The organism is Longimicrobium sp. (assembly GCF_035474595.1).
GTDB lineage: Bacteria > Gemmatimonadota > Gemmatimonadetes > Longimicrobiales > Longimicrobiaceae > Longimicrobium.
In genome coordinates this window covers 15,041-28,888 of sequence record NZ_DATIND010000043.1, presented here as the reverse complement: position 1 = coordinate 28,888, position 13,848 = coordinate 15,041, and the positions used below count along the sequence as shown (strand labels likewise).

The 13,848-nt window shown below is 72.6% G+C and carries 11 protein-coding genes and 1 pseudogene; 7 read left to right on the top strand and 5 right to left on the bottom strand.

Going from position 1 to position 13,848, the window contains the following annotated elements:
* Positions 1-235: 235 nt before the first annotated feature.
* Both VLK66_RS06895 and VLK66_RS06890 read right to left on the bottom strand, forming a co-directional pair.
* Positions 236-736, bottom strand: coding sequence for a type VI secretion system tube protein Hcp (locus VLK66_RS06895; protein ID WP_325308646.1), 501 nt, complete (start codon positions 734-736; stop codon positions 236-238).
* Between the two features lie 271 nt (positions 737-1,007).
* Positions 1,008-1,283, bottom strand: a complete 276-nt coding sequence (locus VLK66_RS06890; RefSeq protein ID WP_325308645.1) for a hypothetical protein — start codon at positions 1,281-1,283, stop codon at positions 1,008-1,010.
* A 187-nt stretch (positions 1,284-1,470) separates the two neighbouring features.
* Between VLK66_RS06890 and VLK66_RS06885 the strand changes: the two genes are divergently transcribed.
* The 7 genes and pseudogenes from VLK66_RS06885 to VLK66_RS06855 all read left to right on the top strand — a co-directional run bounded on the left by VLK66_RS06885 (position 1,471) and on the right by VLK66_RS06855 (position 7,805).
* Entirely contained in the window at positions 1,471-1,962 is a 492-nt protein-coding gene (locus tag VLK66_RS06885; RefSeq protein ID WP_325308644.1) for a hypothetical protein, read from the top strand.
* Between the two features lie 293 nt (positions 1,963-2,255).
* The gene (locus VLK66_RS06880; RefSeq protein ID WP_325308643.1) at positions 2,256-2,720 is read left to right on the top strand and encodes an Rrf2 family transcriptional regulator; all 465 of its coding nucleotides are present in this window, start codon (positions 2,256-2,258) and stop codon (positions 2,718-2,720) included.
* Positions 2,721-2,849: 129 nt separating this feature from the next.
* A pseudogene (nirK, locus tag VLK66_RS06875) lies at positions 2,850-3,902 on the top strand (copper-containing nitrite reductase); the annotation flags it as partial.
* A 200-nt stretch (positions 3,903-4,102) separates the two neighbouring features.
* On the top strand, positions 4,103-4,876 hold the full coding sequence (locus VLK66_RS06870; RefSeq protein ID WP_325308641.1) for a formylglycine-generating enzyme family protein: 774 nt from the start codon (positions 4,103-4,105) through the stop codon (positions 4,874-4,876).
* 2 nt (positions 4,877-4,878) lie between these two features.
* The gene (locus VLK66_RS06865; RefSeq protein WP_325308640.1) at positions 4,879-5,484 is read left to right on the top strand and encodes an SCO family protein; all 606 of its coding nucleotides are present in this window, start codon (positions 4,879-4,881) and stop codon (positions 5,482-5,484) included.
* Between the two features lie 67 nt (positions 5,485-5,551).
* Positions 5,552-6,331, top strand: a complete 780-nt coding sequence (locus VLK66_RS06860; protein WP_325308639.1) for a transporter — start codon at positions 5,552-5,554, stop codon at positions 6,329-6,331.
* Positions 6,332-6,656: 325 nt separating this feature from the next.
* A complete protein-coding gene (locus VLK66_RS06855) occupies positions 6,657-7,805 on the top strand; it encodes a serine protease (protein WP_325308638.1) in 1,149 nt (382 codons plus the stop codon).
* 87 nt (positions 7,806-7,892) lie between these two features.
* Here the strand turns inward: VLK66_RS06855 and VLK66_RS06850 are convergent, their stop codons facing one another.
* The 3 genes from VLK66_RS06850 to VLK66_RS06840 all read right to left on the bottom strand — a co-directional run bounded on the left by VLK66_RS06850 (position 7,893) and on the right by VLK66_RS06840 (position 13,670).
* Complete coding sequence (locus VLK66_RS06850) at positions 7,893-8,819, bottom strand: hypothetical protein (RefSeq protein ID WP_325308637.1); 927 nt, start codon at positions 8,817-8,819, stop codon at positions 7,893-7,895.
* A complete protein-coding gene (locus tag VLK66_RS28730; RefSeq protein WP_414676457.1) occupies positions 8,816-9,946 on the bottom strand; it encodes a CHAT domain-containing protein in 1,131 nt (376 codons plus the stop codon). Before VLK66_RS28730 ends, VLK66_RS06850 begins: the two co-directional genes overlap by 4 nt.
* A 2,452-nt stretch (positions 9,947-12,398) precedes the next feature.
* Positions 12,399-13,670, bottom strand: a complete 1,272-nt coding sequence (locus VLK66_RS06840) for a lactate 2-monooxygenase (protein WP_325308635.1) — start codon at positions 13,668-13,670, stop codon at positions 12,399-12,401.
* Positions 13,671-13,848 lie beyond the last annotated feature (178 nt).

Below are 13,848 nucleotides of genomic sequence, written 5' to 3'. Positions count from 1 at the left end.
GACGCTTCCGCGCACCGATTCCGGTGCGAAACAGGACGAAACGGCACGCCCGGAGCTCCCCTGGACGCTGGGCCTGCTGACGACCCCCGGTTTGAGGAGTCGGGCGAAGCCCAAGCACTGTTTTTTAGCATCCTGCTAAGTCCCAAGTCCTAAGTCCCAAGTCCCGAATTCGCCTGTGCCGGCCAGCACTCAGCACTCAGCACTCAGGACTTAGGACTTAGGACTTGGGACTACTTTACTCCACCTTCCGCCTCTCCAGATCGTGGCGCGCGCGGGCCCTGTCGCCGGCCGGGTTGGTCTTCTGGTCGCGGTAGACGTACTGCACGATCCCGTAGTCGAGCGACACGTTCTCCAGCGGAACCTCGCCCGGCCCGCCCGAGATGCTGTAGTTGGAGATGACGACGTGCTCCATCGCCACGGTCAGGTATTCGACCGCCGGGTCGCCGGGCGCCGCGCCGCTGCGGAAGCACCTCAGCGTCGCCTTGCCGATCTGCTTTCCGCTCCAGCAGATCTTCAGCAGCTCGTGCATGGAGGAATCGACATACTTGGTGAAGGTGAGGTTCTGGTGCACCGCCTGCTCGGCCGTTCCGCTCCCCGCCTCGACGCGCGTGGGGCTGGTCGGCTGCACGAAGCCGTGGCTCCACGACAGGACCTCGATCTCGCCCTCGTGCTGCGGGGCCGTGCTCGACCCGGCGATCGTCGGGTTCTCGAACTTGAGATACATGTTGCTGGACATCGGCGGCGAACTCCTCGTGGCGTGGGCTTTTCGCGGGAACACGGGCACTGCGGTAGACGGAAACCGCGGCCGGCCCGAGTGGAAGGTGCGCGGGCTGGCCCCCCCACCGGCGGCTGAAGCCGCAGCGCCGCAGCAACAACTACGGGAAGCCTCGCAAACCGCGCGAGGCTGATCCGCTCGCTACGCGGCATCGGCGCTCACGACCGCGCCTCCTTTCATCCTCCAGGGACGAGCGCAGCGCGGGGATGACTCGGGATGACGTCGGGGGGGCCTACCTGAACTTTCCGTCCTTCCAGCCGCGGTACGACATGCAGCTGAGCCGCGCGGGCTCGTAGGCGTCGTCGTCCACCTGGCCGCCGCGGGTGCGCGCGACGGCTGTCATGCTGTCGGCCATCGCGCGGCAGCGGCGGTCGTCGGCCTCGTAGCGCTCGCGCGCGGCCGGGTTGGCGCCCGCACCGCCGCACGCGGAGAGGAGCACCGCCGCGACCAGGAGCGCGCGCGTGCCCGGGGCTGGTCGCGGCGCGTACGTCGTCGTGGGCCCCGCCATGGCATCTCTCCGCCGGAATGTGTGGAGGGCAAGCTAGGCATCCCCACGCCCGGGCGACAAGGCTGCTCTCCAGCCGCCGTTCCATCGCCCCACTTCTTTACATCTCCTTAACGCCGCCCGCCTCCGTCTTTGTGCGGCCTTTACGGCCCGCGCCCCATCCTTCCCTTCACGAACACGGAGGGAGCCGATGGGCACACGACCGCGAAGCATCCTTCCCCTCCTGCTGGCGCTGGCCGCCTGCGGGTCGCCGCCGCGCGCGGCGCGGGAGCCGGCCAACGCGCGGGCGCTGGACGGCGCGTGGGCGGTGGAGTTCGTGCTGGAGTCGCCGCTGCTCCCCGGCCACATGCCCCCGCACCGCACGCTCCGCGGCCGGCTGGCGCTGCTGCGCAATGCGGCGCTCGCCGACCAGGCGGACCTGGCCGGGCGGCCCACGCACTCGGGGAGCTACGCCACGCGCTTCGGCCCCTTCGGCTTCGAGATCGACGGCGGGCGCGGGGTGCCGGCGCTGGAGGCGCGCGTCACGCCGGGGGACTCGGTAGAGATCACGCTGCAGCCCGGCGACCCCGCCGCGGTGCGGATGCAGGGGCTTCTCGCGGGCGATTCGGTCGCGGGGACGTGGATGTACGACCACTACCGCGGCGGGGCCGCCTCCGGGCGGTTCGTGATGCGCCGGCGCTGAAGACGAAGACGGCGAGGGTTCAGCTTCATCCCCCGCCGTAGGCATCTCGATGTTTCGGGCGATGAAGAGCCCCGGCGGCTATCCGGCTGCCGGGGCTTTCACGTCCTCCCCCGAACGGTCTCCCGTCCCGCGCACCGCCGGCGTGGTGCGCCGTTTCCCCGCATCTCCCACCGCCCGCCGTGGGGCGATCTCCCGCATCTCCCGAGCCGCCTCCCCGCAAGGAATACCGCGGAGTGCCGACATCCGGCGCCGCGGCCAAATCCCATATTCGCATGAGAAAAGGAGAGAGCCCGATGGTGACCCGGACGTCCGAACACGCGATCCGCGCCCTGCTGTTCCTGGCCCGGCACTCCGGGGGCGAGTGCGTTCCCGCCGAGCGCATCGCGCGGGCGCTGGGGGCGCCGGCCAACTACCTGTCCAAGACGCTGAACGCGCTGGCCAGGCAGGGGATCGTGTCCAGCACGCGCGGCCCCGCCGGCGGCTTCCGGCTGCGCAGGCACCCGGCGCGGGTGACGCTGGCCGAAGTGGTGGCGACGTTCGACGACGCCCGCCCGCGCGCCGTCTGCCTGCTGGGCGACCGCCCGTGCGACGGCCTGCACCCCTGCCGCGCGCACGCCGCCTGGAGCCGCGTCTGCGCCGAGATGCGGGCGCCGCTGGGCGCCACCACGCTGGCCGGCCTGCTGGAACCGAGCGAGATCGAGGAAATCTCCGCCGCCGGGACTTCCGGCCGCGACGACCGGGTGGCGATCGCCGCCTGACCCATGCACGAGGGAACCACCATGAGCACGCTGCTCGAGCAGGAACCCGTCACCACCGCGCGCCGCCCCGCTCCGCGCCGCGACACGCCGCCGAGGACGCCCCGGCACGGCCTCCCGTGGGTGCTGCTCATCCTCCTGGCCGCGGTGGCTGTCATCGCCGCGCTGGGGTGGGCCGCCCGCGAGCGCGCCGCCTCGGCGTCCGGCGCCGCCTTCCGCGCGCCGATCCCGGTGCGCCAGGCGCCCGCCATCCGCGGTGAGGAGATCGCCGAGCTGACCACGCCGCCGAACGTGCCGAAGCCGATCACGCGGACGTACGCCACGAAGGTCATCGTCAACCTCGAGATCGTGGAGAAGACGATGCGGCTGGCCGACGGCGTGAGCTACACCTTCTGGACCTTCGGCGGCTCGGTGCCGGGGCGCTTCATCCGCGTGCGCGAGGGCGACCAGGTGGAGCTGCACCTGAAGAACCACCCGGGGAGCATGGTGCCGCACAACATCGACCTGCACGCGGTGACCGGCCCCGGCGGCGGCGCCGAGGCCACCACCACGATGCCCGGGCACGAGAGCGTGCTGCGCTTCACCGCGCTGAACCCCGGCCTGTACGTGTACCACTGCGCCTTCGCGCCCGCGTCGCTGCACGTGGCCAACGGGATGTACGGGATGATCCTGGTGCAGCCGAAAGAAGGGATGACGCCGGTGGACCGCGAGTTCTACGTGATGCAGGGCGACTTCTACACGAAGGGCGCGTACGGCCAGCCGGGGCTGCAGCCGTTCGACCTGCAGAAGGCGGTGGACGAGCGCCCCGACTACGTGGTCTTCAACGGCGCGGTGGGCTCGCTGACCGGCGACCACGCGCTGAAGGTGCGCACCGGCGAGACCGTGCGGCTGTTCGTGGGCAACGGGGGGCCGAACCTGACCAGCTCCTTCCACGTGATCGGCGAGATCTTCGACAACGTGTACGCCGAGGGGAGCACGGTGGCGCAGCACAACGTGCAGACCACCAGCATCCCCGCCGGCGGCAGCGCCATCGTGGAGTTCCGCACCGAGACACCGGGAAAGCTGGTGATGGTGGACCACGCGCTCTTCCGCGCCTTCAGCAAGGGCGCCGTGGGGCTGATGCAGGTAGACGGCGAGCCGCTGCACGGCGCGTTCGCGGGGCGGATTTCGGAGGGGCCGTTTACGCAGAAGTGAAGAACAGAAGTCCCAAGTCCTAAGTCCCAAGTCCTAAGTGGATGGAGACGGGGATAGTGAAGTCCGCACCCACTTAGGACTCAGGACTTAGGACTTAGGACTTAGGACTTAGGACTCAGGACTTAGGACTTGGGACTTAGGACTTAGGACTCAAGCACTCAGCACTCAGCACTTTCACCCGATTCGATCCCATGCGCGCCTCCACCCTCTTCCTCGCCCTCACGCTCGCGCTGCCGCGCCCCGCGGCGGCCGCCGGCGCCCGGCCGCCGGAGATGGCGCGCATCGCCGGCGGCACCTACACGCCGCTGTTCGCGAACGGGCGCCGCGAGGTGGCGGTGCGGGGCTTCGCGCTGGACCGGCACGCCGTCACCCGCGCGGACTTCCTGGCCTTCGTCGCCGCGGGCCCGCAGTGGCGGCGCACACGGGTCCGCCGCGCCTTCGCCGACGCGGGATACCTGGGCGCGTGGGCAGGCGACCTGTCCGCCGGGTCCGCGGCCGAGGCGCGGCGGCCGGTGACGCAGGTGAGCTGGTTCGCGGCGCGGGCGTACTGCGCCTGGCGCGGCAAGCGCCTGCCCACCACCGACGAATGGGAATACGCCGCGCGGGCCAGCGAGACGGCCCGCGACGCCTCGCGCGATCCGCGCTTCGTGGCCCGGCTGCTGGCGATGTACACCTCGCGCGAGGGCCGCCGCGGCGCGGTGGAGTCCACCTTCCGCAACGCCTGGGGCGTGTGGGACCTGCACGGGCTGGTGTGGGAGTGGACGGACGACTTCAACGGGACGCTGGTGTCCGGCGACTCGCGCGCCACCGGCGGGCGCGACCACCAGCTTTTCTGCGCCGCCGGGGTGATCGGCGCCACCGATCCCGGCAACTATCCCGCCTTCCTGCGCTACGGCTACCGCGCCGCGCTGGAGGGCCGCACCGTCGGCGAGGGCCTCGGCTTCCGCTGCGCACAGGATCTCTGACCATGTCCACCCCGCTCCGCCGCTCCGCCCTCGTCCTCCTCGCCGCGCTGGCCGCCTGCGGCCGCGGCCCCGCCGCCGCTCCGCGCATGGCCCCCGCGTCGGACTTCTCCGTGTACGACCTGGAGTCGCCGTGGACGGACCAGGCGGGCCGGAGCCGCCCGCTGGGCTCGCTGGCCGGCAGGGTCCAGGTGGTGGCGATGACGTACACGCACTGCGCGCACACCTGCCCCATGATCGTCGGCGAGTTCAAGCGCATGGAGGCCGGGCTGACGAAGGAGGAGGCCGGGCGCGTGGGCTTCGTCCTCTTCTCGCTCGACCCCGCGCGCGACACGCCGGCGCGGCTGGCGGAGTACGCGCGCACCGCCCGGATGCAGCCCGCGCGGTGGACGCTGCTGACGAGCTCGGACGAGCAGGTGCGCGAGCTCGCGGCGCTGCTGGGCATCCGCTACCGCCCCGAGGGCGGGGGCGAGCTCTCGCACTCCAACGCGTACCTGGTCCTGGACGCGCGGGGGCACGTCATCTACCGCCACGACGGGCTGGAGGGCGGGGTCGACGAGCCGCTCGCGCGGATCCGCGCCTCGCTCGCATCCCCGCCGCTCGCCGAGTGACGCGCTCCCGCTGAACCACGGCGGGGTGAGGCCGGTCCCCCGCCTTCACCGCCAAAGGATGAGCCCCATGATCGCCATACATCCGCTCCGTGCCGCCGCCTGCGCCGCCGTGGCGCTCCTCGCCGCCGGATGCGCCACCGCCCACGCGCCGCCCGCCGCGCCCATCGCCACCAGCCGCCTGGGGATCACCAGGTCCACCGGCACCGTGCCGGCCGGCGTGGTGCAGCTCGAGGCCGGCTACAGCCGCGCGCGGCTGGACCAGCGCACCCGCCACGCCTTCGGCGAGACCCTGGTGCGCGTGGGGCTGGATGCGCGCACCGAGCTGCGCGGCAGCGTGCCGTCGTACATGCGCACCGTTACGCCGGCCACCACGATGCAGGGGATGGGGGATGCGGCGCTCAGCGTGAAGCACCGCCTGCGCGACCCCGCCGGCTGGGTGCCAGCCGTGGCGCTCACGGCGGGCGCCACGCTTCCCACCGGCGCGAAGGGAGTCGGCGCGGGAGATTTCCAGCCCGAGGGCGCCGTCTCGGCCGAGTGGGAGCTGCCGCGCGGCCTGCGCGCGCTGGGGATGGCCACCTGGCGCGACGCCGTAGTCTCCGGCGACCGCCATGGCATGGCCACGCTCTCCGCCGCCGGCCGCACGAGCATCGGCAGCGCCGCCGCGGGGCAGCTGGAGTACGCGCGCACCACGTCCACGCGCGCGGGGGCGGCGGACGTGAGCCAGCTCCGCGCCACCGCCGCGCTGCGCCTGGGCCCCAACCTCCAGCTGGACGGCTGGGCCGGCCGCGCCACCAGCGCCGGGAAGCACGAGTACCTCCTCGGCATCGGCTTCGCGCGCCGCTGGTAAGGGTGATCGGGCCAGCGGCGTGAGGTTCGTGCGGCTGCGGAGTTCTCCGACGGCAGCGTCACGCGGAGTCACCGGAGTCAACAGAGTCAGCGGAGCCGGCGGAGATCGAACGCCGTTGGCTTCGCTGACTCCGTGTGGCTTTCAGCCGTTCATCCCGGCCGTGAAGGCGGAGGCTTGTTGCTCCGGCGAGCGATTCCTATCGTGTAATCGCCACCATCACCTCTCTCCAGGTTCCCACGACGCGCCCCACCGAAAACCGGCGCCGCCGGACCATCTGTAGCTGTACGGCAAACCCGACCCGATCTCCCTCCTCGATCGACGCATCATGGAATCCATCCACGTCCGAATCCGCAGCGCGCTGGACAGGATCGCGCGCACCGACCCCCGGCTGAGCGCCGAGCTGGCCGAATTCCGCGCGAGGAACGTCACCCGGATGGCCGCCGCCAATTTCGCGGCCGACCTGGGCATGCGGGACATGGAAACCGCGCTGGCGCTGGACGCGGTTACGCTGCCGCTGGTGCGCCCGGTGCTGCCCGTGATCATGGGCGAAGCCGCCCTCCACTTCCTGAACGTCGAGAGCGAGCGCTGGCGCGAGCGGCTGACGAAGGCTCACGACAACCTCATGCGCGCGGTGCGGGCGACCGGAAGGATCGAGGCCGTCGGAACCGACCAGGCGTGGCTCGGCACGGGGTTCCTGATCGAGAACGACGTCGTGGTGACCAATCAGCACATCGCACACAAATTCGCCGATCGGGAGGGAGAGGACTTCAACTTCAGGGTCCTTGCCGGTACCGAGCGGATGACCGCATCGATCGACTGTCTGGAGGAGTTTGGAAACGACGCGGACGAGAGCCGGACGTACAGGGTCGTCGACATTCTCCACCTGCAGATCGGCGAGATCCCCGACGTGGCGTTCCTCCAGGTGGTGCCCAACGACACGAACGCGTTGCCGGATTCCCTCCGCCTCGCTTCGGCGCCGGCCGCCGCCGAGGACTTCGTCGCCGCGATCGGCTATCCGTCGCGGAACGACCAGTTCGCCGACCAGAAGTTCATCGAGGCGCTTTTCCCGGACGGGTTCGGGAAGAAGTGCCTTGCCCCGGGCCAGATCACCGGCGCTGCCGATGGCGTGCTCCACCACGACTGCAGCACGCTGAGCGGCAACTCGGGGTCTCCGGTGGTGAGTCTGTCGAGCGGAGAGGTGGTGGGGCTGCACTTCCGCGGCGCGAACGTCAACAAGAACCACGCGGTTCCCGCGGCCCGCGTGGCGGAGCAGCTGCACCTGGCGGGACGCAGCCTCCGCCCTGGAGGGGGCCCCGCCCGGCGGAATGATGCGGGCGTCTTCGCCGGTGGGGCGGCGGCTCCGGTGCGGGTGAATGTCCCCGGTACCGTGAGGATTCCGATCCAGGTCACGATCACCCTGGGCGAACCGCAGGTCGCCACCGCGGGCGCTGGAGAGGGCGAGGAGCGGGAGTAGGCTGGGGTCCCGGGAGCGGAGCGGCGGCCCTGGCGAACCAGGCGAAGCGGGGCTCCGGACGACCGTCCGGAGCCCCGCGGCGTGCCGTCAGCTGCCGCGCGCCGTGATGCAGGTGATGAACCGGCCCTGTTCCTCTTCCACGAACACCGGGATCGACGTGTCCGCGGGCTCATCGAACAGGCAGTAGAACGCCGCGAAGTGCCCGGCCCGCGTATCGGGATCCGCCTTGTCGCGCGGCGAGGGAAAGTCGGTGGCGGTCACGTGCTGCACCACGAGCTCGACGTTGCCCGCCGCATTGGGCAGGAGCTCCGGCAGCTCTTCCACGTCGCCCTCCGCCGGCGCCTCTCCCTCTGGCCGGAACCGCTTGCGCTGCCAGCTCAGCTTCCCGGCCTCGAGCGGAATGGACCACACGACCTCCTGCGCCAGGGGCTGGTCCGTGTCCTGGAAGTGCCAGATGGCGGCGGACTCGGTCTCGTCCACCTCGCACTTCCCCCCCTCCATGACCACGCGGGAGATCACGGACTGCTGCCTGGCCGCGCCGAGCAGCGCGGGGTTCACCGGACCGTTGGTGGCGCTCAGGTCGGGGATCTGGACCGGAAGCGTGGAATCCACCCCGTTCCCCGGGAAGACGAGCTCCCATCCCTCCATCTCGATGAAGTCCTTCACGCCGCCGCCCTCGGGCATCAGCACGAGCCCCTGCTCCTTTACGAAGCCCAGCCGCCCCCCCGGCTTGTCGTAGATGACACGGACCACGTGCTTCTCGACGCCGGCGGCCGAGGCGGCACTCTCACCCGCCCCGTGGCCGCCGTCGCCGTTGCCGGTCGCGGAATGGCAGCTGCCTTCCCGGGTCGTGTCCGGCATCAGGACGTGCATGCGCTTGTTCTTCTCGTCGGGGACGAAGAAGCACATGCAGCGGAACCTGATCTTGAGCACGGCGGGCTTTGCGCCGGTTGCGCCTTCGGGCATGACTGCCTCTCTCTGTCGGGTGTTTTCATGGTTGGTGAGGTGTTTCATCTTCCCACGTAGCGGAACCCCGCCCAGGCGGACGGCGAGCGGAGCGCCGGGTCCGCCGAGCCCAGCAGGCGGAGCTGGGCCGCGCGCAGGGCCGCGGTGGCCGAGCCGCCGGAGCGGTACGCGCGGTGGAGCTCGATCATCAGCGGTTGCGTCAGCGCATCGTCCACCTCCCACGTTCCTCCGATCACGCCGCCCGCGCCCGCGGCCAGCAGCGCGCCCGCCAGCCCGCTGAACCCGCTCGCGCGCCCCGCGCTGGCGCTGCGGCACGCCGCCAGCACCACCAGCGGCTCGCCGGAAAGGTCGAGCTGCGCCAGCTCCCCGGCGGTGAGGCGGCCCGGGCCGGGATGCCCCGGCTCCGGAGCGAGCGCCAGGTACGAGCGCTCCGGCCGCTCGTCGTCGAACACCGCGTGCCCCGCGTAGTGCACCATCCCCGCCGAGCGGAGCGCCGCCCTGAATGCCCCCGCCGTGGCCGCGCGGTCCGTCACCACCCGGGAGCGCGGGTACCCGGCGGCGATCGCGCGGACCTCCGCAGAAGCGCCCGCCAGCCGCTCCAGCCCCGGGTTCTCGCCCGGCGCGAACGCCGGGTCCGCGACGAACACCGCCGCCGCCCCTGTGCCCCGCGGCGCCGGCCGCGCCGCCTCGCGCAGGCTGGCGGCGAAGCGCACCGGATGGTCCTCCAGCAGGTACCGACCCCGCCGTGCGTCGCGGAGCGCCGCGAACGGCACCCGCGCCAGGTCGCCGTACGCCACGATCACCAGCGGCGTCTCCGCGCCCCCGAGCCGTGCCTCGACCGGGCGGAGGAGCCAGTCGTAGAGCAGCGCGAGCGGCTCCCGGACTTCCGCCTCGGCCGCCCCGCCCTCCAGCAGCGACCGCAGGTGGGTGAGGGTGCGGACGAGCCGCGCCGTGTCCACCGTGGTCCGTGAGAGCTCCAGCCGCCGCCCCTCCACCGTCCATACCAGCAGGGTGTCGGCGACCAGCGCGTACTCCACCGCCACCTCCCCGGGCCGCGCGCGGAGCGGATCTCCCAGCCCCTCACGGCCCGAGCGCCCCACCGGAGCGAGCGAGGCACGCCCCCGGTCCAGGTAGGCCAGCGCGTCGCCCGGCCGGTTCGCCGCGAGCTGCAGCATCACCACCCGGTCCACCACGGCGCGCGCGGCGTCGAACACGGCGGCGCGCCGGGGCTCCATGCGGATCGAGTCGCGCCGCTGCTCCAGCATGGCGAACGCCTCCCTCATCCTCACCTCGCCGCCGGCCAGGTCACCCGCCGCCAGCCGCGCGTCCGCGGCTCCCACCACGGCGGGGAAGGCGAGATAGGGGATCCCCTTCCCGTTGAAGAAGCGCGCGGCCAGGTCGTACCCCGCCGCCGTCGCGGGCCTGGACGCCGCGGGAGCGGTCGCGCCCGTCGCAAGGGCCAGGTCGGCTTCCAGCCAGCTCCGCGTCACGGGGTCGGTGACCGGCGCCAGCGCGGCGCGTCCCGCCTCGACGTCGCGGCGCGCCCGGGCGAGTTCGCCGACCGAGGCCAGGAGCGTGGCGCGGGTGAGCCGGGCCTCGGCCACGAGCGTCGCGTTCCCGGTGCGCAGCGCGGCTCCCACCGCTTCGTCCCGCACCCGCACCGCGGCGCGCGGCAGGCCGTCCTCGGCGGCCGCGTCGGCGATGGAGCCGAGCACGTTGTGCAGCCGCTTGGAGCCGCGGTACGGGCGCAGCAGGGCCAGCGCGCGGGACGCGGCCGCGTAGCCGGCATCCATGTCGTGCAGCGCGAACTGCGCGCTGCAGAGCATGTCCAGGGACGAGCCCTGGTTCTCGCGCTCGCCGGTCCGGGCGAAGAATCGCGCGGCTTCGCGGGCCGCTTCGGCCGCGGAATCGTAGCGGTCGCCGCGGAGCAGGCTGCCCGCGAGGCTCCACCGGGCGCGCGCGGCCAGCGCGGGATGCCGCACCGTGTCCGCGGCGGCGATCGCGGCGCGGAGCACCGGCTCGCCCTGGCCCGGCTTCCCGACCTGCACCAGCGCAACGCCCCACATCACGTTCGACCAGGCCAGCAGCGCGGGCGATCCATCCGCAGCACCCGCCGCGGCCCGGAACCGCGGAACGGCCGCCTCGAGCTGCACCGACTCGTACAGCGCCATTCCCGCGGCAAACTCGCGGTGCGCCCGCGCGAGCCTGGCCAGGCGGGCCCCGGCCGGCGTGGAGCGGATGGCGCGGACCGCGTCGGCCAGGGTGGCGTCGCCGCCGGGGCGCCGCTCCAGCGCATCGCCGACCACGCCGGTGAGGTGCAGCGAGGCACGCGCACGCTCCGCATCACCACCCAGCACCGCGCCGCCCCACGCGCCCAGCAACTCGCCGAACCCCAGGATCCGCGCGCCCTGCGGATCGGCCCGCGCCCACGCGGCGTACGCGGTGGGTGGCGCGCCCTCCGGCGGCGGCGCGGGAAGGGCTTCCACCGCGAGCGTCCGGCGCAGTCCCCGCTTCGCCGCGTCCGCCCAGCCGGAGGTGGAGTCCGCGTGGAGATAGGCGCGCCATCCCTGCTCCGCCGCGTCCACCAGCCCGAACCGCTGCAGCGCGAGCGCCCGGTTGTAGAGCGCCGGGAGGTAGCGCGGCTCGTGCTGGAGCGCCTCTTCGGCCAGGTCCGCCGCCTCCAGCAGGTCGCGGGGATCGGAGGTGCGGTCGGCGCGGACCAGGTACGCCGAGGCGAGGTCCGACAGCACCGGCGCGGGGCGCTCCGCCATCCTCCTCACGGTCTGCAGAGTAGAGATGGCCCGGTCCAGCGAAGTTACCGCGCCCGGCTCGGCGTGCAGGTCCACCAGCGCGGCGGCGTACAGCGACGCGGCATCGGCCTTCTCGCGCGCGGCGCGGGTGACGCGCGCCCCGAGCGTGGCCGAGGGCATCCACGGCGCGGCGGCGGCGCAGCGCTCGTAGCCCAGGGGGCTGGCCAGCGCGGGGAGCGGGGTGCAGGGATGGAAATCGGAGGATACGGACAGCCGCGGTCCCAGCGCGGGCGCGGAATGCAACTCGCGCGCGAGCTGCGCCAGCAACGCGTCGCGGATCGGAACGCGGCCGGCCGCGGCGTGCTCCCACGCGCGCCAGGTGCCGGCGGCGGCCCCGGCGACGACCAGCACGGGAGCGATGCGGAGCCAGGCTTTGCGGCGGTTCCCAAGCGTCGGCGGGCGGGCGGCGGAAGGACGGCGGCGGGGGATGAATCGCATTGCAGGAAGCGGTTACCGCGGAGTAAGGGGGAGGGTGATGCGGTGCCGGTGGCGATGAAGAGATCCTACGGTAGACGCTCTGGGGGCGGAGGGCAATACTCACATTTTTCCATCACTCGATCATCGCTCCGAACGTGGACGAAATCGCCGCAGCGGCCCACGTTTCCGGCTTGGGGACGATCGTCCGGCCCAGCCTCATAATCCGGGAAAAACCGCTCGCCTGATTTCGCTCCGTCCGTGCGAGGCCGCCGATCGGCCGGTGTGTATGTGGCACGAAAACGCGGCAACGAGACACACCGGGTCGACGGAGTCATATCAGCGGACCTCTTCCCCCTGGCTCCACCGACTCCGTGTGGTACCGTTGCCCCCGTGTGACTTTTCAGCCGTCCGTGCCCAGGCACTCCGGCCCGATCTCCGCGACGGTGCGGCAGCCGGCGAGGCCCATGGTCAGCTCGAAGTCGGCGACGAGGTTGCGGAGGAGCTCCAGCACGCCGGCCCGGCCATGCAGCGCCAGCGCGTATACGTACGGACGGCCGACGCACACGGCGCGCGCGCCCAGCGCCAGCGCCTTGAACACGTCCGCGCCGCCGCGGATGCCGCTGTCCATCAGCACCGGCACGCGCCCGGCGACGGCGTCCACCACGGAGGGGAGCGCGTCGAGGGCGGCGATGGCGCCGTCCACCTGCCGGCCGCCGTGGTTGGAGACGACGATGCCGTCCACGCCGTGGTCCAGCGCGCGGCGGGCGTCGTCGGGGTGCAGGATTCCCTTCAGCAGCACGGGAAGCTTCGTCCGCTCGCGCAGGAAGGGGAGGTCGTCCCAGGTGAGCGACGGGCGCGAGTAGGTGGCGATGAACCGCTGCACCGCCGCCAGCGGAACGCCGGAGCGCAGGTTCTTCAGGAACCCGCCGGGGTGCGCGCGCGTCAGCTCGGCGAAGGCGCGCAGCGTGTGCAGGTTCACCCTGCGCTTCTGCGCCGCGGCGGAGGGCGCGGGGTCGTTCAGGCTGGCCATGAAAACCGGATCGCTCACGTACTGGGCGATCCCCTTCCCCCGCAGGAACGGGAGATAGCCGAGGTCCAGGTCCCGCGCGCGCCAGCCGAGGAGCGTGGTGTCGAGCGTGACGACGATCGCCTCGCACCCGCTCGTCTCGGCGCGGTGGACGAAGCTCTCCACCAGCGCGTCGTTCTTGCTCCAGTAGAGCTGGAACCAGCGCGGCGCTTCTCCCATCGCCCGCGCGCACTCCTCCATCGAAACGGAAGCCTGGCTGGAGAAGATCATCGGCACGCCGGCCTCCGCGGCGGCGCGGGCGACGGCCAGGTCGGCGTCCGGATGCGCCAGCTCCAGCACGCCGATCGGCGCGACGAGGAGCGGCGCGGGAAGCGCGCGGCCGAACAGCTCGATCCCGATCTCCCGCTCGGAGACGTCGCGCAGCATGCGGGGGACGATGCGGCGGCGTTCGAACGCCTCGCGGTTCGCGCGCACGGTGCTCTCCGACCCCGCGCCGCCGGCCACGTAGGCGTACGCCTCGGGAGACATCTTCCGCCGCGCCGCCTCCTCCAGCCGCCGCGCGTCCACGGGAACGAGCGGCCTCTCCCCCGCCATCCCCCCGACGTAGACCTCGCCCTGCCTGCGGATCGCGGCTTCGGACGCCACGGCTCATCTCCCTGTTTCCGATGGGACTTACGCGGAGGCGCGGAGACGCGGAGATCTCCGCCCATGCACCTCCGCGTCTCCGCGTCTCCGCGTGAGATCCAGCGATGCCCTGGAGACGCGGAGAAGGCTCGTCCGGAAGGTGTGCGGCGGCGACGGGAGCGACAAGGGCGAGCAACGG